Origin of the sequence: Cellulomonas fimi (assembly GCF_028583725.1) — a bacterium.
Classification (GTDB): Bacteria; Actinomycetota; Actinomycetes; order Actinomycetales; family Cellulomonadaceae; genus Cellulomonas; species Cellulomonas fimi_B.
Genome location: NZ_CP110680.1, coordinates 948,388 through 971,707 on the forward strand (window position 1 = coordinate 948,388; position 23,320 = coordinate 971,707).

General features: G+C 73.6%; 19 protein-coding genes. 7 read left to right on the forward strand and 12 right to left on the reverse strand.

What is annotated here, in order from left to right:
• Window positions 1-59: 59 nt before the first annotated feature.
• Both OOT42_RS04335 and OOT42_RS04340 read right to left on the reverse strand, forming a co-directional pair.
• Window positions 60-761: a TasA family protein gene (locus OOT42_RS04335; RefSeq protein ID WP_273653726.1), complete on the reverse strand. Its 702-nt coding sequence runs from the start codon at window positions 759-761 to the stop codon at window positions 60-62.
• A gap of 96 nt (window positions 762-857) precedes the next feature.
• Complete coding sequence (locus OOT42_RS04340; RefSeq protein WP_273653727.1) at window positions 858-2,936, reverse strand: putative bifunctional diguanylate cyclase/phosphodiesterase; 2,079 nt, start codon at window positions 2,934-2,936, stop codon at window positions 858-860.
• A gap of 253 nt (window positions 2,937-3,189) precedes the next feature.
• Here OOT42_RS04340 and msrB point away from each other — a divergent pair, with 253 nt between their 5' ends.
• The 3 genes from msrB (at window position 3,190) to OOT42_RS04355 (ending at window position 5,044) form a co-directional block, all read left to right on the forward strand.
• Entirely contained in the window at window positions 3,190-3,591 is a 402-nt protein-coding gene (msrB, locus tag OOT42_RS04345; protein ID WP_273653728.1) for a peptide-methionine (R)-S-oxide reductase MsrB, read from the forward strand.
• Between the two features lie 111 nt (window positions 3,592-3,702).
• Entirely contained in the window at window positions 3,703-4,497 is a 795-nt protein-coding gene (locus OOT42_RS04350; RefSeq protein WP_273653729.1) for an NERD domain-containing protein, read from the forward strand.
• 97 nt (window positions 4,498-4,594) lie between these two features.
• Window positions 4,595-5,044 (forward strand): MarR family winged helix-turn-helix transcriptional regulator, encoded by a 450-nt coding sequence (locus OOT42_RS04355; protein ID WP_273653730.1) that lies wholly within the window; start codon window positions 4,595-4,597, stop codon window positions 5,042-5,044.
• 72 nt (window positions 5,045-5,116) lie between these two features.
• Here the strand turns inward: OOT42_RS04355 and OOT42_RS04360 are convergent, their stop codons facing one another.
• The 3 genes from OOT42_RS04360 to OOT42_RS04370 form a co-directional block, all read right to left on the reverse strand.
• Entirely contained in the window at window positions 5,117-6,673 is a 1,557-nt protein-coding gene (locus OOT42_RS04360) for an MFS transporter (RefSeq protein WP_273654774.1), read from the reverse strand.
• Window positions 6,674-6,920: 247 nt separating this feature from the next.
• Entirely contained in the window at window positions 6,921-7,409 is a 489-nt protein-coding gene (locus tag OOT42_RS04365) for a MarR family winged helix-turn-helix transcriptional regulator (RefSeq protein ID WP_273653731.1), read from the reverse strand.
• Between the two features lie 142 nt (window positions 7,410-7,551).
• Entirely contained in the window at window positions 7,552-9,039 is a 1,488-nt protein-coding gene (locus tag OOT42_RS04370) for a sugar porter family MFS transporter (protein ID WP_273653732.1), read from the reverse strand.
• A gap of 249 nt (window positions 9,040-9,288) precedes the next feature.
• Here OOT42_RS04370 and OOT42_RS04375 point away from each other — a divergent pair, with 249 nt between their 5' ends.
• The 3 genes from OOT42_RS04375 (at window position 9,289) to OOT42_RS04385 (ending at window position 11,925) form a co-directional block, all read left to right on the forward strand.
• The gene (locus OOT42_RS04375; protein WP_273654775.1) at window positions 9,289-9,888 is read left to right on the forward strand and encodes a hypothetical protein; all 600 of its coding nucleotides are present in this window, start codon (window positions 9,289-9,291) and stop codon (window positions 9,886-9,888) included.
• Window positions 9,889-10,290: 402 nt separating this feature from the next.
• Entirely contained in the window at window positions 10,291-10,911 is a 621-nt protein-coding gene (locus OOT42_RS04380; RefSeq protein ID WP_273653733.1) for a DUF47 domain-containing protein, read from the forward strand.
• Between the two features lie 6 nt (window positions 10,912-10,917).
• Window positions 10,918-11,925 (forward strand): inorganic phosphate transporter, encoded by a 1,008-nt coding sequence (locus tag OOT42_RS04385; RefSeq protein ID WP_273653734.1) that lies wholly within the window; start codon window positions 10,918-10,920, stop codon window positions 11,923-11,925.
• 4 nt (window positions 11,926-11,929) lie between these two features.
• On the opposite strand, the gene OOT42_RS04390 is transcribed toward OOT42_RS04385, so the two are convergent.
• The 3 genes from OOT42_RS04390 to mshD are packed head-to-tail and all read right to left on the reverse strand — an operon-like array spanning window position 11,930 to window position 16,097.
• The gene (locus tag OOT42_RS04390; RefSeq protein ID WP_273653735.1) at window positions 11,930-12,904 is read right to left on the reverse strand and encodes an NUDIX hydrolase; all 975 of its coding nucleotides are present in this window, start codon (window positions 12,902-12,904) and stop codon (window positions 11,930-11,932) included.
• Window positions 12,901-15,135 (reverse strand): RNA degradosome polyphosphate kinase, encoded by a 2,235-nt coding sequence (locus tag OOT42_RS04395; protein ID WP_273653736.1) that lies wholly within the window; start codon window positions 15,133-15,135, stop codon window positions 12,901-12,903. The genes OOT42_RS04390 and OOT42_RS04395 overlap by 4 nt, the downstream gene beginning before the upstream one ends.
• Window positions 15,132-16,097 carry a mycothiol synthase gene (gene mshD / locus OOT42_RS04400; RefSeq protein WP_337251886.1) on the reverse strand — a complete coding sequence of 322 codons (966 nt, stop codon included), beginning with the start codon at window positions 16,095-16,097 and terminating at the stop codon, window positions 15,132-15,134. Before mshD ends, OOT42_RS04395 begins: the two co-directional genes overlap by 4 nt.
• A gap of 63 nt (window positions 16,098-16,160) precedes the next feature.
• Here mshD and OOT42_RS04405 point away from each other — a divergent pair, with 63 nt between their 5' ends.
• Entirely contained in the window at window positions 16,161-17,450 is a 1,290-nt protein-coding gene (locus OOT42_RS04405; protein ID WP_273653737.1) for an NAD(P)-binding domain-containing protein, read from the forward strand.
• Between the two features lie 74 nt (window positions 17,451-17,524).
• Here the strand turns inward: OOT42_RS04405 and OOT42_RS04410 are convergent, their stop codons facing one another.
• The 4 genes from OOT42_RS04410 to OOT42_RS04425 form a co-directional block, all read right to left on the reverse strand.
• Window positions 17,525-18,943 (reverse strand): cellulase family glycosylhydrolase, encoded by a 1,419-nt coding sequence (locus tag OOT42_RS04410; RefSeq protein ID WP_273653738.1) that lies wholly within the window; start codon window positions 18,941-18,943, stop codon window positions 17,525-17,527.
• A 329-nt stretch (window positions 18,944-19,272) separates the two neighbouring features.
• On the reverse strand, window positions 19,273-21,282 hold the full coding sequence (gene acs / locus OOT42_RS04415) for an acetate--CoA ligase (RefSeq protein WP_273653739.1): 2,010 nt from the start codon (window positions 21,280-21,282) through the stop codon (window positions 19,273-19,275).
• A gap of 131 nt (window positions 21,283-21,413) precedes the next feature.
• Window positions 21,414-22,328 carry a hypothetical protein gene (locus OOT42_RS04420; protein WP_273653740.1) on the reverse strand — a complete coding sequence of 305 codons (915 nt, stop codon included), beginning with the start codon at window positions 22,326-22,328 and terminating at the stop codon, window positions 21,414-21,416.
• A gap of 50 nt (window positions 22,329-22,378) precedes the next feature.
• Complete coding sequence (locus OOT42_RS04425; RefSeq protein ID WP_273653741.1) at window positions 22,379-23,317, reverse strand: formate/nitrite transporter family protein; 939 nt, start codon at window positions 23,315-23,317, stop codon at window positions 22,379-22,381.
• Between the last annotated feature and the right edge of the window lie 3 nt (window positions 23,318-23,320).

The following is a 23,320-nucleotide window of genomic DNA, read 5'->3' on the forward strand; positions in this document are numbered from 1 at the left end:
CCGTCGGTCGACGGCGGGCGCACCGGGGGCGCGCCTGCGGAACCTCATCGCACGGGCCCTCAGGTGGCCGGTGTGCCGTCGTTGTTCGCGACCTGCTCGGCCTGCATGCGCAGGGAGAGCGCGAGCGCCGTGTCCTGGTAGCTGTTGTCGGCGCCGATCGGGAGGTGCACGCGGACGCAGAGCGTCTCGTTCGTGCCCGCGCCGAGCTCGCGGTCGTCGGCGTCCGGGCCCGTCGCCGCGCTGCCGACGATCGCGGTGAAGTCGGTCGCCAGCGGGGTCGCGGCCCCGTCGACCGCGCCGAGCTGCGGCGCGACCGCCACACCGCCGGCGTCGCACTGCGCCGTCTCGAAGATCGCGAGCTGCACGACGTTCCCGAGCGACTGCGGCGTCGCGCCGTCCGCGAGCGTCGGTGCGGGCGCCGGACCGGTGGCGAGCGTCTCGGAGCGGTACTCGATCGCGTAGCGCAGCTGCAGCGAGCCGTCGTTGCTGACCGTCACCGGCGTGTAGACGGTGTCGCCGGGCGCCATGCCGCCGGGCGGGAGCGTGAAGGCCGTCGCGCCGACGGCGAGGTCGACCGTGCCGGTCGAGATCTCCGCGCTGGTGGAGTCCGTGTCGCTGAACAGCGCCGAGGTGGTCAGCGAGGTCGCCCCGACGACCGCGAGCCCGACGATGCCGACCGTGGTCCACATGCGCCGGCGGCGGGGCTGGTCCCGCTGCGGCGGCGCGGGGTCGATCATCTCCTGGAGCAGGTCGTCCATCATCGGGGGAACTCCTCGGGCATCGTGCGCAGGCAGGTACGGGCCGGACGAATCACCATCGGCAAACGGGTGGCGCGGGTTGAGGCATCCGGGTGAGATTCACTCGTTCGAGTGATGAGTCGTCTGCGCCGTCCGGGGGCGACGTCGCCCGCCCGGGCGCGAACCCGCAGGTCGCGTCGACTCGTCGGCGCCGCGGCGGGGCGTGGGGACGAGCGTGCCGAACGTGAGGTCCGCGGGCGGCACGGCCCGCGAGTAGAGGAAGCCCTGCGCCTGGTCGACCCCGAGCCTCGCCAGGATGTCCGCGGTGTGCTCGTCCTCGACACCCTCCGCGACGACGCGCAGCCCGAACGAGTGCGCGAGGTCCACCATCGCGCGGACCACGACCTCGGACCCCTCGCGCCCGCCGGCCTGGAGGTCCGCGACGAACAGGCGGTCGATCTTCAGCTCGTCCACGGGCAGGTCCCGCAGCTGCGAGATCGAGGTGTTGCCGATGCCGAAGTCGTCGATCGCGACCCGCACGCCGAGCTCGCCGAGGCGCTCCAGCACCGGCACCACGCGCGACCGGTCGGCCACGAGCGCGGTCTCCGTGATCTCGACCTCGAGCAGCTCCGACGGCACGCGGTGCTCGGCGAGCAGCCGCTCGATGAGGTCGACGACCTCCGTCGACGCCACGTCGTGCGCGGACAGGTTCACCGCGACGGGCGTGGTGCGGCCGTCCTGCGACCACTGCGCGAGCTGGCGGACGCACGCCGTGAGCGCGAACCGCGTGACGTCGTGGATGAGGCCCGACTGCTCCGCGAGCGGGATGAACGCCGCCGGCGCGAGCAGGCCGCGCGTCTCGTGCCGCCAGCGCATGAGCGCCTCGAGCCCGACCGTGCGGCCCGTCGTCAGGTCGACCTTCGGCTGGTAGTGCATCTCGAGCTCGTGCGAGTCGTGGTTCGCCGCGTCGAGCGCGCGGTGCAGGTCGCCCAGCAGGACCAGGCGCGCGGGGGAGGAGTCGTCCTCGTCGAGCGAGTACACCGCGACACCCGTGCGGCGGTGCTTCGCCGCGTACATCGCGACGTCCGCCGTCCGCATGAGCGACGACGCGTCGCTCGCGTGGTCCGGCAGGCACGCGACGCCGACCGACGTCTCGACGTGCAGCGCGAGGTCGCCGAGCGGGAACGGCGTCGCGAACAGCCCGCGCACCCGCCGCGCGAGACGCTCGGCGTTCTCGACCGACCGCACGTCCGGCAGCAGGACCGCGAACTCGTCGCCGCCCAGCCGGGCGACGACGTCGTTCTCCCGCAGGGCGCCGCGCAGCCGCTCCGCGACCTGCTCCAGCAGCTCGTCGCCGCGGTCGTGGCCGAGCGAGTCGTTGATGTCCTTGAAGTGGTCGATGTCGAGCATCATGAGCCCGACGCGCGTCCCGTCCTGCTGCGCCTCGGCGATCGTGCGGCGCATGCGGTCGGCGAGCATCCGCCGGTTCGGCAGTCCCGTGAGGGAGTCGAGCAGCGCGAGGCGGGCGTTCTCCAGCGCGGTCGCCTGCAGCCGGCGCGACGTCGTGAGCACCGTCCGGAACAGCAGCACCCACAGCAGCACCAGGCCGACGCCGACGACGATGCCGACCGTGCGGACCGCGTCGCCCACCGCGTCCGCCGAGCCGGTGTGGTCGAGCATGACCTCCGCGGCACCCACGACCTCGCCGGGGCGCGTGCCCTCGGCGTCCGTCGCGAGCGTGTCGCCCGCCGTCACCGGCACGTACACGTCGAGCACGTCGGTCTGCGTACCGCTCGCCGCGCCCTCGTCGCCGCGCACGTCCGTGACGACCCGGGCGTCGGGCTCGCCCGTGCGCATGGTCGCGTCCAGCCTGTCGCCGTCGGGGAACCCGCTCGTCGTGCGGTCGGCCGTCGAGAAGATCAGGGTCCCGTCCTGCGCCCACAGCCGGACCTCGACGACGCTGTCCGCGAACCCGGCGACAGCCGCGCGCACGGCGGCGTCCTGCTCGGGCGTCAGCGCCGTGGCCAGCACGAACGAGTCCGTCGGCACCTGGCCCGTCGCGTAGGACTGCACCGACTCGGCCGACGCCATCCCGTCACGCGTCGACTGCCGCTCCATGACGTTCGCCGAGACGACCACGAGCGCGAGGCCGAGCACCGTCATGGCGACGACGCTCACGACCGCGAAGTAGCGCGTCAACGACCACGGTCGTCGGGTACGGGGCACGCGGACCTCACGGGCGGGGACGGACGACCGGGGGCGAGTCGGTCGGGTTCGGCGGCTTTCGGTCAGCGCGGGAGGAGCGTGCGCTACGGGGCACGGTAGACCGAACTGCCGCACAACTGCGAGACGCGCTGGTCAGCGACCTGCCCGGCGCGTCGGGAACCACCGCCGCCCGCGACGTGTTGCACCGGTCGGGCGCCGCACCGCGCGGCCCCACGAGGAGGACGAGATGGGCTACGAGGTCGAGAAGACCGACGAGCAGTGGGCCGCCGAGCTCGCGCCGCAGGAGTTCGCGGTGCTGCGCCGGGCGGGGACCGAGCGCGCGTGGACCGGTGCGCTCCTCGACGAGAAGCGGGTCGGCGTGTACCGGTGTCGCGCGTGCGGCAACGAGCTGTTCCGGTCCGAGACGAAGTTCGACTCGCACTGCGGGTGGCCGAGCTTCTTCTCGCCGCTCGCGGAGGACCGCGTCGAGCTGCTCGTCGACCGCAGCCTCGGCATGGTGCGCACCGAGGTCCGTTGCGCCCGCTGCGGCTCGCACCTGGGGCACGTCTTCGACGACGCGCCGCAGACCCCCACGGGTGACCGCTACTGCATGAACTCGGTCAGCCTGACGTTCGAGCAGAGCGCCTGACCGCAGGGCACGAAGCCCCCGTCGCGGGACGATCGGGGATCACCCCGACGGGGGCCGTCCGGATGGTCGACACACCTGAAGTCCGGGGCCGTTCCTGCCGATAATGCATGCGTGGACGAGCTGCTGACGGTGAGGCGGTGGCGCCGGTACGGCGCCGACCGTCTCTTCGTCACGCAGGAGACCGGTGCGCCGGTCGGCTCCGTCGACCTCCAGTCCGGCGAGGTCGTCGTCGAGCACCCCGCTCTGGAGGACGGCGTCCGCAAGGCCGCCCAGGCGTGGCTGCGCGCCGACCTGCGCACGGACACGGGTGCGCTCGTGCTGCCGGTCCCGGCCAGCGCGACCGACGCGCTCGACGCGCTCGACCAGGCTGCGCTTGAGGCGTGGCTCGGCACCGTGTCGGCGGACGCGCCGTCGCTCCCGGCCTACCGCGGCGAGCGCGGCAGCTCGGTGCGCACGCGCCTGTCCCGGCTCGTCGACGAGGGCTGGCAGGTGCTGCACGACGTGCCCGTCGGCCGGCAGGGGTCGCTGCTGCAGAACCTGCTCGTCGGCCCCGGGGGGATCCTCGCCGTCTCGGAGCGCGACCTCACCGGCTCCGACGTCGTCGTCGAGGGCCGCTTCATGACCGTCGACGGCGAGCCCGTGCCGTTCCTGCGCGACGCCCGGCTGGAGGCGTCCCGCGTGCAGACGGCGCTGCTGGCCGCCGCGTGCGCGGGTGTCGTGGTGCGCGCGGTGCTCGTCGTGCAGGGCCGGCTCGAGGTGCGCTCGCCCGGCGGCACCGACGACGTGCTCGTGGTCCCGCGGACCGAGGTGCCGGGCATCTTCCGCCGCATGGCGCCGCGGCTCGGCGCCGACCGGGCGGCGGCCATCGCGACCATCGCCGGACGGCGTACCACCTGGTCACGCTGACCCGTCTGGGTGCCAGCACCTAGACCGGTCGGCGTGTCGGGCAGCTGTCCAGCGATTTCGCCCGCCCGGACGTGCCCGGTGGGGCGAGGATGGGTCCGTGGTCGAGGAGAACTTCGCGAGGCTCGAGCGAGAGCTCGGTCTGCTGCTGCGCCGGGCGCACGCGTCGTCGGCGGCGCTCGCGCGTGACGTGCACCCCGACCTGGAGCCGTCGGCGTACGTGCTGCTCGGGCACATCGAGGCGACGCCCGGCGTCCGGGCCAGCGACCTCGCGACCTACATCGGCGTCGGCCGCGGCACGATCTCCCGCCAGCTCGCGCGGCTCGGCGCGATCGGCCTGGTGTCGCGGCGTCCCGACCCGGACGACTTCCGTGGCCAGCTCCTGGACCTCACGGACGAGGGCCTGCGCCGCCTGTCGGCCGCCCGCGCGGCGCGCCGCGAGTTCCTGCTGCGCGCGCTCGACGGCTGGACCGCGGGCGAGGTCGACGCGCTCGCGGAGCAGCTCGACCGGCTGAACTCGGCGCTCGCGGCGATCCGCCAGCACGACTGACCGTTCCGCCGACGCACGGACGCGCCGCCCCCGGGGTCCCGGGAGGCGGCGCGTCCGTGTGCGAGGCGGAGGTCAGGCGACCGTGGCGGGCGCCTTCTCCTCGACGTCGGCGTCCTGCTCGAGCCGCTGCTCGATGCCGGACTTGCGGCCGAGCGGCACCTCCTTGAGGAAGAGCACGGCGACGAGCGACACCAGGGCGACGGGTGCGGCGACGAGGAACAGGTCCGCGATCGCGTCGCCGAACGCGCGCTCGACGACGAGCCGGACCGGCTCGGGCAGGGTGGCCAGGTTCGGCAGCGTGCTGGTGCCGCCGGCACCGAGCGCCGACGCGTCGATCCCGAGGCCCGCGAGGCCCGCGACGATGAGGTCGCCCACCCGGTTGGACAGCACGGCGCCGAGCGCCGACACGCCGATCGCACCGCCGAGCGTCCGGAAGAACGCGACCGTCGAGGTGCCGGAGCCGATCTCGCTCACGTCGAGCGTGTTCTGCACGGCGAGGACCAGGTTCTGCATGAGCATGCCCACGCCGGTGCCGAGGATCACCATGTAGAGCGCGACGAGCGTGAAGCTCGTGTCGTAGTGGATGGTCCCCATGAGCACGAGGCCTGCGGTGAGGACGGTCGCGCCGGCGACCATGAACCCCTTGTAGCGGCCGGTGCGGCTGATGATCTGCCCGGACAGCGTCGAGGCGACGAACACCCCGACGACCATGGGGATCGTGAGCAGGCCCGACTCGGTCGGGGTCTTGCCGCGCGCGAGCTGCATGTACTGGCTGAGGAACACCGAGGTGCCGAACAGCGCGATGCCGACCGCGACGGACGCGACGACCGACAGGACCAGCGTGCGGTTCCTGAACAGGTGCAGCGGGATGATCGGCTCCGCGGCCCGGGACTCGGCCCACACGGCCAGCGCGAGCAGCACGAGCGAGCCGCCGACCATCGCGGCGGTCTGCCAGGACGCCCAGGCGAACGAGGTCCCCGCGAAGGTGACCCACAGGAGCAGCAGCGCGATACCCGCGGACAGCAGGGCCGCGCCGAGGTAGTCGATCTTCACCTGGCGGCGCGTGAGCGGGGGCAGGTGCAGCGTGCGCTGGAGCACGATGATCGCGGCGACCGCGAACGGCAGGCCGACGAAGAAGTTCCAGCGCCAGCCGGGGCCGTCGGTGATGAGGCCGCCGAGCAGCGGGCCGCCGACCATGCCGATGCCCATGACGCCGCCCATGAGTCCCATGTACCGGCCGCGCTCGCGCGGGCTGATGATGTCGGCGATGAGGACCGTGCCGAGCGCGGTCAGACCGCCCGCGCCGATGCCCTGCACGGCGCGCATGCCGATGAGCACGCCGGTGCTGTGCGAGAGGCCTGCGAGCGCGGACGACACGACGGAGATGACGAGCGCGAGCTGGATGAGCAGCTTGCGGTCGACGAGGTCGGCGAGCTTGCCCCAGATCGGGGTCGTGATCGTGGTGGTCAGCAGGGTCGCGGTGACGACCCACGTGAACGCGGACTGCTCACCCTGGAGGTCGGAGATGATCCGCGGCAGCGACGACGACACGACGCTCGTCGCGAGGATCGAGACGAACATGCCGAGGAGGATCCCGGACAGCGACTCGAGCACCTCGCGGTGCGTCATGCGGGGAGCGTCGGCGGGCGCGGCGTCGGACGTGGTGTCGAGCGCGGCGTCGAGGGGGAGACCCGCGGCGTCGGCCGACGTCCCGACGAGCCGGGTGGCCTCGTCGGGCGCGGTGGGGGTGGTGCGGTCGGTCATGGTCTCGCTCTCGTCGAGGTCGGGTCGTGCGGTGCGGGACCCGGCGTCGTCGGCAGGTCGGTGGGGGTGCGCGTCGTGGCCGGTCCGCGAGCCGGAGGTCGCGGCGGGCCCGTCACCCGGTCGTGGCGAGGGCCGGTGCCTGCTCGCGCAGGCGGGCGGCGTCGATCGTGGCGGCGATGCGGTGCAGGACGGCGGCCGCGTCGTCGATGTCGTCGGGCGCCCACTCGCCGAAGACGGCCTGCATGGCGCCGTCGCGGACGTCGAGCATGCGCGCGGCGAGCGTCTCGCCGTCGGCGGTGAGCCGCAGGGTGCGGGCGCGGCGGTCGTCGGGGTCGACGGTCCGCTCGACCCAGCCCTCCGCGACGAGGTGGCTCACCTGGCGGCTGACGACGGAGACGTCGACGCGCATGGCGTGCGCGATCTCGCCGACGCCGAGCGCGCCGCGACGGGCGAGCAGGCGGATGAGCGGGACCTCGCCGCGCGAGCAGGGGAACTGGCGCGACATGACGTGCGACGCCTCGCGCAGCGAGCGGGTGAGCTCCTCCATGGCACGCAGCAGGAGACGTGTGGGCGTCTCGGGTGCGTCGGTGGTGCCGGTCATGGGTCGCTCCTTCGTTGCGTGACGCAAAGACTGTAGGACACAGCATTTGCATGGGGCAACTTATTCCGTGTCCCATCGCGCGGGCACGACGGAGGCCCCTGGCGCGTGGTGCGCCAGGGGCCTCCGGGACGTGCGGGTGCTGTCAGCGGGTCGTGGTGGCCCTCCCACGCGTGCGCCGCTCGACCTTGACCGACTCCATGTCCTCGAGCTGCACGCCCTTCGTCTCGGGCACCTTGAACAGCGTGAAGAAGAAGGACAGGGCCGCGAAGATCGCGTACATCAGGTAGGGGATGGACGCGCCGAACCGGTCGAGCATCGGCGGGAACGAGATCGTGATGAGGAAGTTCGCGATCCACTGCGCCATCGCCGCGACGCCGAGCGCGGCGGCCCGGATGCGGTTGGGGAACATCTCGCCGAGCAGGACCCAGACCAGCGGGCCCCACGTCGCACCGAAGAACACGACGAACGCGTTCGCCGCGACCAGCGCGATCGTCCCCCACGAGCCGGTGAGCGTGAGGTCGTCGCCCGTGCCCGTCGACTGCGTGAACGCGACCGCCATGACCGCGAGCGAGACCGCCATGCCCGCGGAGCCGATCAGCAGGAGCGGCCGGCGGCCGATCTTGTCGATGAGCGCGATCGCGATGAAGGTCACGGCGACGTTCGTCACGGACGTGATGGTCGAGACCATGAACGAGTCGGACTCGTCGAACCCGACCGCCTGCCACAGCGTCGTCGAGTAGTAGAAGATCACGTTGATCCCGACGAACTGCTGGAACACCGACAGCAGGATGCCGACCCAGACCACCGGCAGGAGGCCGAAGCGCGGGCCGCGCAGCGTCGCCTGCTCCTCGAGCCGCTTGTCCGACTCGATCGTGTGCTCGATCTCGCGCACGCGCGCCGCGGGGTCCTCGTCCGGTCCCAGCACGTCGGCCAGCACCTTCTGGGCCTCCTCGCGCCGGCCGCGCGCCACCAGGTAGCGCGGCGACTCCGGGATCATCAGCGCGAGCACGCCGTAGACCGTCGCGGGGACCACGGCGACCATGAACATCCAGCGCCACGCCTCGAGGCCGAACCACAGCTCCTCCGCGGCACCGCCCGCCGACGTCGCGAGCAGCTGGTCGGACAGCAGGGCCGCGAAGATGCCGAGCGTGATCGCGAGCTGCTGGAGCGACCCCAGCCGCCCGCGCATCGCCGCGGGGGCGATCTCGGCGATGTACGCCGGTGCGATCACGGACGCGATGCCGATGCCGACACCCGCGAGGAAGCGCCACAGGATGAGGTCCCAGACGCCGAACGCGAGCCCGGACAGGATCGACGACACGAAGAACAGGACCGCACCCACGAACATGACCCGGGTGCGGCCCCAGTGGTCCGCGAGCTTCCCGCCGGACCAGGCGCCGAGCGCGCAGCCGAGCAGCGCGACGGCGACGGCGAACCCCTGCAGGGCGGACCCGAGGTCGAACTGCTCCCCGATCGCGTCGACGGCGCCGTTGATGACGGAGCTGTCGAACCCGAAGAGGAAGCCACCGACGGCCGCCGCCACGGCGAGCGCGATGGCCTTGTTGTGGTGCGGGCTGCGCACCGCGGATCCACCCGCCGCCCCCTGCGGCGGCCGTGTCGCGTCGGACATCGTCTGGCACCTCCGTACCCTCGGGGCCGTCCCGGGGAGTGAGAACCACTGTGGCCCCACCTGCACAGACACGCATGTCGAGCACGTCGCCCACCGCGGCCGGGCGCCGGGCGCCCCGCGCGACGGCCCCGACGAGGGGGCAAGATCGTCCGACGGGTGAGCGCCGGCCCCGCGGCTCGCCCCGAGAGGAGGTGTGCGATGACCGGTCCCACCAGCGGCGACGAGCCCCGTCGCCCGCGGCGTCCCGCGATGCTCGACCCGCAGCAGGCGGACGCGATCCCCGGCGACCTGTCGCCCGCGCTGCGCGACGAGGTCGCCCACACCACCGCACAGGCCCTGGTCCGCCGCGGCCGCGCCCAGCCGGACCCCGACGTCGTCGCGCGCCTCGTCGCGCTCGTCGAGCACGAGGGTCTGGACGTCGTGGCGGGGCTGTGGGCCGACAGCCAGCCCGACACGCTGCCCGGCGCGCTGTGGCGCCTGTACGTGCTGCGCGAGTGGGTGCGCCGCGACCCGGTCACGATCGCCGACCGGTACCGCGCGGGGGTCGCCGCGGCGCCGGTGCACGGCGTCGTCGCGGGCGTCGCGGACACCCCGGGCCCCGACGACGTGCGGGCCGTCGCCGACGCCGTGCTGTCGGGCGTGTACGCGGGCGACCTCGCGGTCGCGCTGGAGCGGGCCGCCGCCTTCTGTCAGGTCCTCGCGACGGGCGCCGCGTTCGACGCCGACCACCTCGACCTCGTCGACCCGCGCGGCGCGCTGCGCACGACCCGCGGGGCCGCCTCCCTCGTCCGCACCGCGGAGGAGCTCACGCACGCGGCCGCCCTGTGGCGCGCGGAACGCCTGGACTGACCCGGCGCGGTGGTCGCCCGCCGCTGCGCGGCGGACGGGTGCCGTGAGGTTCCGCACAGCCCGCGCCGGACGACGACGTCGTAGGATCGTCCCGGCGCCGGGCCGCGGTAGCCCCGGGCTCCATCTCAAGCCGCTTCGAGCGGCCACGCGCCGAGAGGCGCTCCCGGTCCGGCGCCGCCCCACCCCTCACCTGCGCGAACGCGCGAGACGACCGGGGTGCGGGCGCCCTCGCGACGCGCCCCGCGTGGCGCGCGGCGCGTCGCCACCCGGACGGGCGCACGTCGTTCCCCGCAGGGTCGCGGGGCTGTCACCATGTGTCCACGGGCCCGTCGGTCGCCGTTAGGCATTCGGGTTCCGTTGACCTAGCCTGAACCCGTCCGTCCCCCTGTCCCGGAGATTCCCGTGCGCCTGCGCCTCACCCCGCGCGACACCACGTACTTCGACCTCTTCGCCGACTCGGCGAAGCACCTCGTGACCGGGGCCAACCTCCTCGGCGAGATGCTCGGGGCGGACCGCGCCACCCGCAAGGAGATCGGCAAGCGCATCGCGGACGCCGAGCACGCGGCCGACGACGCGACGCACACGATCATGCGGCGCCTCAACCAGACGTTCGTCACGCCGTTCGACCGCGACGACATCTACATGCTCGCGTCGCACCTCGACGACTGCATGGACCTCATGGACGAGGCCGCGGACCTCATCGTGCTCTACAAGATCGACGAGCTGCCCGCACGCGTGTCGGACCAGGTGCAGGTGCTCCAGCGCGCCGCCGAGCTCACGGCCGAGGCGATGCCGCGGCTGCGGTCCATGGACTCGCTGTCCGAGTACTGGGTCGAGGTCAACCGCCTCGAGAACCAGGCCGACAAGTCGCACCGCAAGCTCGTCGCGCAGATGTTCGACGAGGTCACCGACCCGATCATGATCATCAAGCTCAAGGAGATCGTCGACCGGCTCGAGGACGCGGCCGACGCGTTCGAGAAGGTGGCCAACGCGGTCGAGACGATCGCGCTCAAGGAGTCCTGAGCCCACGTGGACGTCCTGCTCGTCGTCGTCGTCGTCGCGTTCGCCCTCGGCTTCGACTACACCAACGGCTTCCACGACGCGGCGAACGCGATCGCGACCTCGGTCTCGACGCGCGCGCTGACGCCGCGGGTCGCGCTGCTCATGGCGGCGTTCTTCAACCTCGTCGGCGCGCTGCTCGGTACGCACGTCGCCACGACGATCGCCGAGGACATCATCAGCATCGGCGACGTCGGCCCGCACGAGGGCCTCGTCATCGTGCTGTCGGGCCTCATCGGCGCGATCACCTGGAACCTCATCACGTGGTGGCTCGGGCTGCCGTCGTCGTCGACGCACGCCCTCATCGGCGGGCTCACGGGCGTGGGCGTCGCGTCGGGCATCACGGTCCACTGGGACGCCATCTGGGAGAAGGTCGTCCTGCCGATGGTGTTCTCGCCGCTCGTCGGCTTCCTGCTCGCGTTCGGCGTCATGGTCGGCGTGCTGTGGCTCGTCCGGAACCGCGCACCCGCCCGGGCCATGCGCCGCTTCCGGCTCGCCCAGACGGTGTCGGCGGCCGCGATGGCCCTCGGTCACGGCCTCCAGGACGCGCAGAAGACCATGGGCGTCATCGTCCTCGCGCTCATCGCGGGCGGCTTCCACGACCCGGACAACATGACGATCCCGCTGTGGGTCAAGCTGTCCGCGGCGGCCGCGATCTCCGCCGGCACGTACGCGGGCGGGTGGCGCATCATGCGCACGCTCGGCCGCAAGATCATCGAGCTCGACCCGGCGCGCGGCTTCGTCGCCGAGTCCGTCTCGGCGATCGTGCTGTACGTCAACGCGTACTGGCTGCACGCGCCCGTCTCGACCACCCACACGATCACCTCGGCGATCATGGGCGTCGGTGCGACGAAGCGCCTGTCGGCCGTGCGGTGGGGTGTCGCGAAGAACATCGGCGCCGCCTGGGTGCTCACCATCCCCGCCGCCGCGCTCGTCGCGGCCGGCGTCTACCTGGTGCTCAACCCGATCCTCACCTGACCGGTCAGGCCTTCGGGCCGTGCACCTCGACCGCGACGACCCGCGGCCCCTTCGGTCGGTGGGCCACGTGCGCCACGAGCAGCTGCCCCGGCTGCAGGTACGGGTCCTCGGACGGCAGCTGTGCGGCGACCGCCTTGCGCGCCCGGGCGGCGAGCGCCTCGAACGCCGTGCCCAGCACCGGACGGTGCGTGCACACGACCCCGTCGCCGGGCCAGTGCAGCAGCGCGTCGACATGGCCCGTGACGAGCCCCGGCGCCTCCTCGTGCGCGTCCTCCGACCACGCCTCGACCCGCTGCTCCGGCATGCCGACCGCGCGCGCGTACGGGCGGACCGTCTCGACGCAGCGCCGCCACGGGCTCGTCACGACGTGCGCGACACCGAACGCCGACAGCAGCGGCACGAGCGCCTCGGCCTGCCGCGCCCCGTCCGAGGTCAGGGGCCGGTCGGCGTCCGGGCCCTTCCACGCGCTGCGCTTGCGCGCCGACCCGTGCCGGGCGACCACGAGCGCGTGCGTGTCGAGCCGCCCCTTGCGGTAGGCCGTGACCAGCGCCGCCAACGGCGCGCGGTCGGCGGACCGGGTCAGCCGGCGCGCCGCGGTCCCGACGTCCATCCACCGCACCCGGTCGATCTCCGAGCGCGACGCGCGCGGCACGGGCGGGCGGGCCCGGAGCGCCACCGCGTCGCGCCGGCCCGCGACCTGCGCCGCCCAGTAGTGCACGCGCTTCGTCCGACCGTCGGACAGGCGGTACTCCAGACCCGGCAGCGGGATGCCGAGCACGACGTCGTGCCCGGTCTCCTCCGCGACCTCACGGACCGCCGCGGCGACAGGCGTCTCGCCCGGGTCGAGCTTGCCCTTGGGCCACGACCAGTCCCGGTAGCGGGGGCGGTGCACGACCGCGACCTGGAGCCGCCGCAGGCGCACGCGCCACACGAGAGCGCCGGCCGCCTCCACGACGGCCGGGGAGGGCGTGCTGCTCACCGGGTGGCGCCGGGGCGGCGCCGCTGCCGCTGGATCAGGGCCGCCTGCAGGTCGACGAGCGGCACGCCCTCGTCGTCCGCGTGCCGGCGGTGCCAGTCGCCCGCGCCGTCGAGGTGCCACGACGACGTCGCGTCGTCCATCGACTCGTCCAGCAGGTCGACGAGCTCGCCGACCTGGTCCGGGTCGGACACGCGGACGAGCGCCTCGACGCGCCGGTCGAGGTTGCGGTGCATGAGGTCGGCCGACCCGATGTAGACCTCCGGCCCCTCGAACCCGGCGTCCTCGCCGCCCGTCGCGTTCGCGAACGCGAAGATGCGCGAGTGCTCGAGGAACCGTCCGAGGATCGAGCGCACGCGCACGTTCTCGGACAGGCCCGGGACGCCCGGGCGCAGGGCGCAGATGCCGCGGACGACGAGATCGACCTGCACGCCCGCCTGCGACGCGCGGTACAGGGCGTCGATCGTCGCCTCGTCGACCATCGAGTTGACCTTGATCTTGATCCACGCGGGCTCACCCGCGCGCGCGGCGGCGGCCTCGCGCTCGATCCGCTCGACGAGCCCCGCGCGCACCGACCGCGGCGCGACGAGCAGGCGGTGGAACCGCGACTTCGGGGCGTACCCCGACAGCTGGTTGAACAGCCGCGTGAGGTCCTGCCCGACCTCCGGGTCCGACGTCAGCAGGCCCAGGTCGGTGTAGAGACGCGCGGTCTTCGGGTGGTAGTTGCCCGTCCCGACGTGGCTGTACCGGCGCAGGCCGTCCGCCTCCTGGCGGACCACGAGCGACAGCTTGCAGTGCGTCTTGAGGCCGACGATCCCGTACACGACGTGCACGCCCGCCTGCTCGAGCTTGCGGGCCCACGAGATGTTGTTCTGCTCGTCGAACCGCGCCTTGATCTCGACGAGCGCGAGCACCTGCTTGCCCGCCTGCGCGGCGTCGATGAGCGCGTCGACGATCGGGGAGTCGCCCGACGTGCGGTACAGCGTCTGCTTGATCGCGAGGACCGCCGGGTCCGCGGCCGCCTGCTCGAGGAACGTCTGCACCGACGTCGAGAAGGAGTCGTACGGGTGGTGCAGCAGGATGTCGCGCTCGCGGATCTTCGCGAACACCTCGGCGGGCGTCGCGCTCTCGACCTCGGCGAGCTGGCGGTGCGTCGTCGGCACGAACCGCGGGAACTGCAGCTCGGCGCGGTCGAGGTCGGCGATGACGTTGAGGCCCGTGTAGTCGAGCGGCGCGGGCAGCTCGTACACCTCCTCCTCGGCCATCCGCAGCTCGCGCACGAGCAGCTGGCGGATGCGCGGGCTGATGCCCTCGGCGATCTCCAGGCGCACCGGCGGGCCGAACCGGCGCCGCAGGAGCTCCTTCTCCATCGCCTTGAGCAGGTTCTCGGCGTCGTCCTCCTCCACCTCGACGTCCTCGTTGCGGGTCACGCGGAACGTGTGGTGCTCGCGCACCTCCATGCCGGGGAACAGGTGCTCGAGGTGCTCCGAGATGACGTCCTCGACCGGGACGAACGACATCGGGCCCTTCTCGGGGGCGGCCGCACCCGCGTCGGGCGCCGACGGCCGGCCGCTCGCGTCGACCGCGATGAACCGCGGCAGCAGCGGCGGCACCTTCACGCGCGCGAAGTGCTCCTTGCCGGTCACCGGGTTCGCCACGACGACCGCGAGGTTGAGCGACAGCCCCGAGATGTACGGGAACGGGTGCGCCGGGTCGACCGCGAGCGGCGTCAGCACGGGGAAGATCTGCCGCCGGAAGAACTTGCGCAGCCGGTCCTGCTCGCCCTCACCGAGCTCGTCCCAGCGGACCAGCGTGATGCCCTCCGCGCGCAGCGCCGGCTGCACCTGCTCCGCGAACACCCGCGCGTGCCGGTGCTGGAGCTCGTGCGCCTTCTCGCTGATCGCCTCCAGGACCTGCCGGGGCGACAGGCCCGACGCGGCCGTGACCGCGATGCCCGTCGCGATGCGCCGCTTGAGGCCCGCGACGCGCACCATGAAGAACTCGTCGAGGTTCGACGCGAAGATCGCCAGGAAGCGGACCCGCTCCAGCAGCGGCAGGTCCGGGTCCTCCGCGAGCTCCAGCACACGCTGGTTGAACGCGAGCCAGGACAGCTCGCGGTCGAGGAACCGGTCGTCGGGGAGCGGCTCGGGCTCGACGACCGGGAGCTCCTCCTGCGGGGCCACGTGCGAGGCGAGGTGCTCCTCGAGGGAGTCGAGCGCGGGGGCGTCGGTCATGACCCCATCGTGGCACCCGTGGGTGAACCCCCGGTATCGGAAGCGAGCATCACGTCGGTGGCGGCCCGCACGAACCCCTGGGCGGCGTACGTCCGGACGGCCGCCGTGTTGTCCCCGTCCACGTACAGCACGACCGTCGTCAGGCCGCGCGACGCCAGGTGGTCGAGCCCTGCCGACGTGAGCGCGCCGCCCAGGCCGGTGCCCTGGGCGTCCGGGTCGACCCCGACCACGTAGATCTCGCCGACCGGTCCGTCCGCCTCGGTGCCCGCCGGGTGCACCTTCGTCCAGACCGACCCGACGAGCACGCCGTCCCGCTCCGCCAGGAGGAAGCCCGCGGGGTCGAACCACGGCTCGCGCTCGCGGGCCTGCACGTCCGCCACGGTCATCCGCCCCTGCTCGGGGTGGTGCGCGAACGCGCGCGCGTTGACCCGGCGCCACGCCTCCTCGTCCCGACCGGGCACGAAGGTCCGCAGCGTCGTGCCCGGCGGCAGCGCGCGACGCGCCGCGTCGGTGCGCGCCGTCAGGTCCAGCCGCAGCTTGCGCAGCTCGCGCACGACGACGAGACCGGTCGCGGCCGCGAACGCGCGCGCCGCGGGGAGGTCGCCGTGGGCCCAGACGCGCAGGCCCGCCGGGGCGTGCGCGCGAGCGGCGTCGAGCAGCGCGCGCCCCGTGCCGCGGCGGCGGTGCGCGGGGTCCACGACGAGCTCCGCGGACGCCGTGTCCGTGTCGACCTGCGCGTAGCCGACGAGGGTCCCGTCGGAGGTCCGCGCGGTGAGGTGCACGACTGGCGCGGCGTCGTCCGCCAGACGGAGCAGCGGCTGCTCGGACAGCGGCGCGACCCCGTCCGACGCGTGCGCGGCCGCCGCCAGCGCGCTGACCTGCGACGCCGTCGCCCCGTCCGGCCGGCCGGTCGCCGAGACGATCGTGACCTGCGCGTTCGTGCCCTCCACCATGCGGGACATCCCACCACGGACGGGGGACGCGCGCCCTGCGCGCACAGCCGGAGCGGGTACGTTGGACCGGCCATGGACGACTCGACGCGCACCCTCGCCGAGGACGCCCCGACCCCGCAGACGCGTCGCTCGCGGCGTGCCCTCCGGGAGGCCGGAGCGTCCGCGGCACAGGCGACGTCGACGACCTCCGCGGACGTCGTCGACGTGGACGTCGTCGTCGTCGGCGCGGGCCAGGCGGGACTGTCCGCGGCCTACCACCTGCGCCGCAGCGGGCTCGTCTCCGTCGGGCAGCGCGGCTGGGAGTCGGGCCCGTCGTTCGTGGTCCTCGACGACGAGCCCGGACCCGGCGGCGCGTGGCAGCACCGGTGGCCCTCGCTCACCATGGAGCGCGCGCACGGCGTGCACGAGCTGCCCGGCATGCCGCTCGTCGTGCCCGACCCCGCCGAGCCCGCCGCGCGCGCCGTGCCGTACTACTTCGCGCAGTACGAGGAGGCGTACCAGCTGCACGTGCAGCGGCCCGTGCGCGTCACCGCGGTCCACGACGAGGGCCAGGCGCCCGTGCCGTCGACCGGTGCGGGCGCGCGCGCGAGCGGCCGCCTCCTCGTGCACTCGCACAGCGTCGAGCGGCCGGACGAGCGCGTCGTCTGGCGGGCCCGCGGCCTCGTCAACGCGACCGGCACGTGGGGGAAGCCGTTCTGGCCCGCCTACCCCGGCCGCGGCACGTTCGGCGGGCGGCAGCTGCACGCGCGCGACTTCCGGTCCGCCGCGGACCTGGCCGACGGGCACGTCGTCGTCGTGGGCGGCGGCACGTCCGCGGTGCAGCTCCTGCTCGAGGTCGCCAAGGTCACGTCGACCACGTGGGTCACGCGACGGCCGCCGACGTGGCGCGACGAGGAGTTCACGCCCGAGGTCGGGCGCGAGGCCGTCGCACTCGTCGAGCAGCGCACGCGCGCGGGGCTGCCGCCGGGCAGCGTCGTCGGCGTCACCGGGCTGCCGCTGACAGACGCGTACCGCGCCGGGATCGAGTCCGGGGTGCTGCGGGCGCGGCCGATGTTCAGCCGGATCGTGCCGGGCGCGGTGGAGTGGGACGACGCGGCGGCGCCCGAGGACGGCTGGGTCGACGGGCCTGCCCGCGTCGAGGCCGCCACGATCCTGTGGTGCACCGGGTTCCGCGCCGCGCTCGACCACCTCGCACCGCTCGGCCTGCGGGCGCGCGGCGGGGGCATCGTCATGGACGGGACGCAGGTCGTCGCCGACCCGCGGGTCCAGCTCGTCGGGTACGGGCCGTCCGCGTCGACCGTGGGTGCCAACCGCGCGGGCCGCGAGGCGGTCCGCCACCTGCGCCGCCTCCTCTCCCTCTGACCGCACACCCCTGACGCGGCGACGCCGGGGCCGCCGCGAGGACGACCCCGGCGTCACCGGGAGGGGTCAGGTGGTCAGGCGCAGCTGACCGGGACGGTGCCGGTCGGGGCGTTGCCCGACGCGACGAACCCGTACTCCGTCTTCACGCCCGCACCGAGCAGGCCGTTCCACGGCGCGTTCTTCACCGTCACGGACGTGCCGCTGGTCGTGTACGTGCCGGACCAGCCGGACTGGATCGAGCCGCCGGTCGGGAGCGTGAACTGCGTCGTCCACGAGCCGATCATCCCGGTGCCGGCGGTGACGGTCACGCCGCCCTGCCAGCCGCCCGGCCACGCGCCCACGACCCGCAGCACCGCGGTGCACGTGCCGCCCGGGTTCGACGTCGGGGTCGGCGTCGGGGTGGTCGGCGTCGGGTTCGGCGTGGTGGGCGTGGGGTCCGGCGTCGTCGGCGTCGGGTTCGGGGTGGTCGGGTCGACCGTGCCGCCGTAGATCTTCGCCGTCTTCGCGGTGGACTTGATGCCGTTCGCGCCGTCGAAGATGCGCGTGCCCCACGACGTCTTCTGCGCCGGGTTGAAGTTCGTCACCATGTCGAGGTACTCGACGCCACCGCCGTTGCCCGACCACGACCAGCCGTAGTAGCCGATCCCGCGGGCGACGGACTCGGACATGATCGTGTCCTCGTCGGGGTTGCCGTCGGAGTGGTCGAAGCCGAACTCGCCGATGACGAGCGGCAGGTTCTTCGCCTTGAACGCGTCGAGGTAGGCCTTGATGGTCGACGCGTCCTTGTAGACGCCGTACATGTGCACCGAGAACAGCACGTTGCCGTCGGGGTCGCCCGCGGCGACGGTCGCGGCCTGGTCGCGCATGGTGCCGGCCCAGTCCTGGCCCCAGTTGGGGGCGTCGATCACGATGTTGTGGTGCAGGCCCGCGGCACGCAGCTTCTTGATCGCCGCGACCGAGTCCGCCGCCCAGCTCGCGTTCGTGGTGGCGTTGTTGCCGTACGGCTCGTTGCCGATGTTGATCTGGACGTAGTCCTCCTGCCCGATCAGCGCCGACTTGATGCCGACCCAGTAGTTCGCGGCCGTGTCGAGCGAGACCGCGCCGGACTGCTCGCCGTAGCCGGTCGTGTCGTGGTTCTCGAGCATGCAGATCAGCTTGTTGGCCTTGCACAGGCTGATGACGTTCGTGACGTCGGCGGCGTCGTTCTTCGTCCACCGGTCGCCGCCCGACAGCACCACGCGCAGGGCGTTGGCGCCTGCCGCGCGGATCGCGGGGATCGCCGTCGCGGTCTGCGACGTGTACCAGGTGTGCGCTTGGCTGACGCCGCGGGCGACGAACGGCGTGCCGTCCTTCTCGACGAGCTGCGTGCCGGAGACGCGCAGGCCAGGCGGCGTGGCGGCGTTCGCCGCCGTCGAGACGAGCGACACCGCGCCCAGCGCGACGACCGCCGACGCGAGGGCGGCGCCGGTGAGCAGGGACAGTCGGGATCTCATGGACATCCTCGTTTCCGGGTGTGTGACGACCGCCGCGAGCCCGGGTTCCAGCTCGACGCCCGCGCCGGTGCGGACCGTGGTCGCACCCGCCCGCCGTTCCGCCGGCCGGTCGACGGGCGGGTGCCGGGCGCCAACACAACCAGGGCGGGAAAGCGTCCCCCAGAGCCCTAAACGCTTCACCGGTCGGGCCGTCCGGCGGGGCCTCCCGATAGGGTCGCCCGCCGCCCGTCAAGCCCCGCCACGGACAACCCCTGGACGCGCGTCGACCCGGTCCTGGCGACCGCTGCGGGGCCGCGAGCGGTAGCCGGAACCGGGTCGACGAGGTGGTGTCAGTCCTCCGACGAAGCGGCGGGCTTCGACAGGCCCTGGGCGATCAGGTCCATGACCGAGGAGTCCGCGAGGGTCGTCGCGTCGCCGACCTGGCGGTGCTCCGCGACGTCCCGCAGCAGGCGCCGCATGATCTTGCCGGACCGCGTCTTGGGCAGCTCCTGCACCACGAGGATCTGCCGGGGCTTCGCGATCGGGCCGATCTCCTTCGCGACGTGGTTGCGCAGCTCGGCCTGCACCTCGTCGCCGGACTTCTCCGCACCGCCCGCGCCGCCGCGCAGGATGACGAACGCGACGACGGCCTGACCGGTCGTCTCGTCCGTCGCGCCCACGACCGCGGCCTCCGCGACCCACGGGTGCGAGACCAGCGCCGACTCGATCTCGGTCGTCGACAGGCGGTGGCCGGACACGTTCATCACGTCGTCCACGCGGCCCAGCAGCCAGATGTCGCCGTCGTCGTCCTTCTTCGCCCCGTCACCCGCGAAGTACAGGCCGGGGAACCTCGACCAGTAGGTGTCCTTGTAGCGCTCCGGGTCGCCCCAGATGCCGCGCAGCATCGACGGCCACGGCTCGGAGAGCACGAGGTAGCCGCCGCCGCCGTCGGGCACGGGGTGCGCCTCGTCGTCGACGACGTCCGCCGCGATGCCCGGCAGAGGCACCTGCGCCGACCCGGGCTTGGCCTCCGTGACGCCCGGCAGCGGGCTGATCATGATCGCGCCCGTCTCCGTCTGCCACCACGTGTCGACCACCGGGGTGCGGTCGCCCCCGATGACGCGGCGGTACCACATCCACGCCTCGGGGTTGATGGGCTCACCCACCGAGCCGAGGACGCGCAGCGACGACAGGTCGAACTGCGCGGGGATCTCCTCGCCCCACTTCATGCACGTGCGGATCGCCGTCGGCGCCGTGTAGAGGATCGAGACCTTGTACTTCTGGACGATCTCCCACCACCGGCCCCGGTGCGGGGTGTCGGGCGTGCCCTCGTAGATGACCTGCGTCGCGCCGTTCACGAGCGGCCCGTAGACGACGTACGTGTGCCCCGTGATCCAGCCGATGTCGGCCGTGCACCAGTAGACGTCCGACTCGGCCTTGAGGTCGAAGACGTTGCGGTGCGTGTACGCCGCCTGCGTCAGGTAGCCGCCCGTCGTGTGGAAGATGCCCTTCGGCTTCCCCGTCGTGCCGGACGTGTAGAGGATGAACAGCGGGTGCTCGGCGTCGAGCTCGACCGGGGTGTTCTGGTCCGACGCGGAGTCCACCACGTCGTGCCACCAGACGTCGCGGCCCTCGGTCCACGCGACGTCCTGCTCCGTGCGCCGCACGACGAGCACGTGCTCGACCGACGGCGTGCCCTTCTCGAGCGCCTCGTCGACCGCCGGCTTCAGCGCCGACGGCGCCCCGCGGCGGTACCCGCCGTCCGCGGTGACGACGAGCTTCGCCTCCGCGTCGACGATGCGTGACGCGAGCGCCTCCGCCGAGAACCCGCCGAACACGACCGAGTGCGGCGCACCGATCCGGGCGCACGCGAGCATCGTCACGACGGCCTCGGGAATCAGCGGCATGTAGATCGCCACCCGGTCGCCCGTGCCGACGCCGAGCGCCGTGAACGCGTTCGCCGCCTTCGACACCTCGCGCTGCAGGTCGGCGTACGTGAGCGAGCGGCTGTCGCCACCCTCGCCCTCGAAGTGCAGGGCGACGCGGTCGCCGCGGCCCTCCTCGACGTGCCGGTCGACGGCGTTGTACGCGGCGTTCAGCTTCCCGTCGGCGAACCACGTCGCGAACGGGGCCTGCGACCAGTCGAGGGTCTGCGTGAACGGGGTCGACCAGGTCAGCAGCTCACGGGCCTGGTCCGCCCAGAACGACGGACGGTCGGCCGCGGCCCACGCGTACAGGTCGCCGTGGGCGTTCGCCTGCGCGGCGAACTCGGGGGACGGGGGGAAGCGGCGGTCCTCGGAGAGCAGGTTCTCCAGCCCGGCGGGCTTGTCCGAGGACTCGGTGGCGGTGGTGTCGGTCACGTGCGACCTCCTGTGGCGCAACGACGTCGGTGCGGAACCCGGGAGCGACCGGGTCAGAACAGGCACTCTAGCCGCGCACGATCCGCCACGGCCGGGCGGGGCGAGGCGCGCGACGGTGACGGACGGGCCGGTCAGACGCGGTGGCGCTCGCGGAACTCGCCGAGGTGCACGCCGCGACGCCGCGCGACCGCGGCCACCACCCCGACCAGCAGGACCAGGAACCCGGCGACGAGCAGCGTCCCCGACGTCCCCGCGACCGTCACCTGCGTGACCGTGAGCCGCCAGCCGGTGTCGTCGAGGACGGCCAGCGTCTGGGCGCGGGCGACGGACGGCGCGAACAGGTAGAAGCCGCCGGCGGCCGTGAGCAGCGCGCCGCCCGCGATCGGGACGGCTGCCGACCAGATCGCCAGCAGCGCGACCAGGCCGAGCAGCAGCAGCCCGATCGACACCAGGACGATGCCCAGCACCTCCGTCGAGCCGTCCCAGCCGTCGACCTGCGCCTCGAGGATGCGCGCCTGCCCGACGAGCACGAGGCCCACGCCCGCGGGCGCGAGCAGCAGGCCGACGATCGCGCCGAGGACGTGCGCGCCGAAGCTCGTGGAGCGTGGTGCGTTGGGGGCGGGGAACAGGCTCTCGTCGTCGGCGGCGGAGGAGGTCCGCGGTGCCGTCGTCGCCGGTGCCGCAGCCGTCGTGCCACCCGCACCCGCGGCGGTCGTCGCCGGTGCGGGCGGGGGCGCGGGCGTCGAGCCGGCGGTCGGGTCGGGTGCCGTGCGCGCGGTCGTCGGGGACGTCGTGGGCGCCGGCGTGTCCGTGCGCGGGCCCGGCGACGAGCCGGTCGCGGGGGTGAACGTCTCACCCGTGGTCGCGGCACCCGTCTCGGGCGGCGGGGTCGGGGCGGGACGCACGACGGCGTGCCGACCGGTGTCGGTGCCGGGCGCCGCCGGGGTGTCGGTCGTCGTCGGGCTGTCGGTCGTCGCCGGGGTGCCGGTCGTCGACGCGTCGGGCGCCTCGTCGGCGGACGGGCGGTGCGGGTCGGAGGTGCTCATCGCGTCTCCTCAGGTGACGGTGCACGTGCGCCTCGACGGCGCCGTTCGCCTCACCGTATTGCCGCAGGCACCGCCTCGCCGGTCGGCAGGGGCGTGTCGTGCGGGGCGCGACCCGGCAGGCCCATCTCGACCACCCGGTGCGCGGCCGTGACGCCGAGCGGCTCCGCGGCCTCGTCGAGCTCCTGCGCCTGCCACCGCGCGACCTGCGGGGCGGCCCGCGGTGCGCGGACCCCGTACGCGTAGGCCGCGCCGACGAGCACGGCGCCGCCGACCAGGTTCCCCAGCCCGACGAGCGCGAGGTTGCGCGCCATCTCCGCGACCGTCGCGCCCGGCAGCCCGCCGAGCAGGCCGAGCGAGAACGTCGTCATGTTCGCGACGACGTGCTCGAAGCCCGACGTGATGAAGACCATGACGCACGCGAACACGAGCGCGATCTTGGCGCCCTCGCTCTTCAGCCGCGCACCGCACCAGATCGCGAGGCAGACGAGCAGGTTGCACAGGATGCCGCGGACGAACAGCTGCCCGCCCGACTCGTGCGCCTTGTGCTCGAGCATCGTCGCGATCGTCGCGCCGCCCGCCGTCCCGGGGCCGACCACCCCCGACACGTGCACGAGCGCGGCGAACGCCATCGACCCGAGCAGGTTCCCACCGGTCACGGCGAGCAGCGTCAGGCCCGCGCGGCCCCACGGCACGCGTCCGAGCATCGCGCCCTGCGTGAGGATCATCATCGCGGAGGTCGCGAGCTCCGCCCCGGCGACGACGACGATCGTCAGCGCGACCCCGAAGACCAGGCCCTTGACCAGCGGCGCGAAGCCCGACCCCGCGGCCTCGAGCGGGCCGCCCGCCGTCGCGAGGATCAGGACACCGATGCCGATGTAGGCGCCGGCGAGCATCGTGCGGACGAGGAACACGCCCGGCGTCGCCATGAGGTCGACCTTGTGGCGCGCCGCGTCGGCCTGCGCGAGCGCGGCGTCGGAGATGGGGAGCACCGG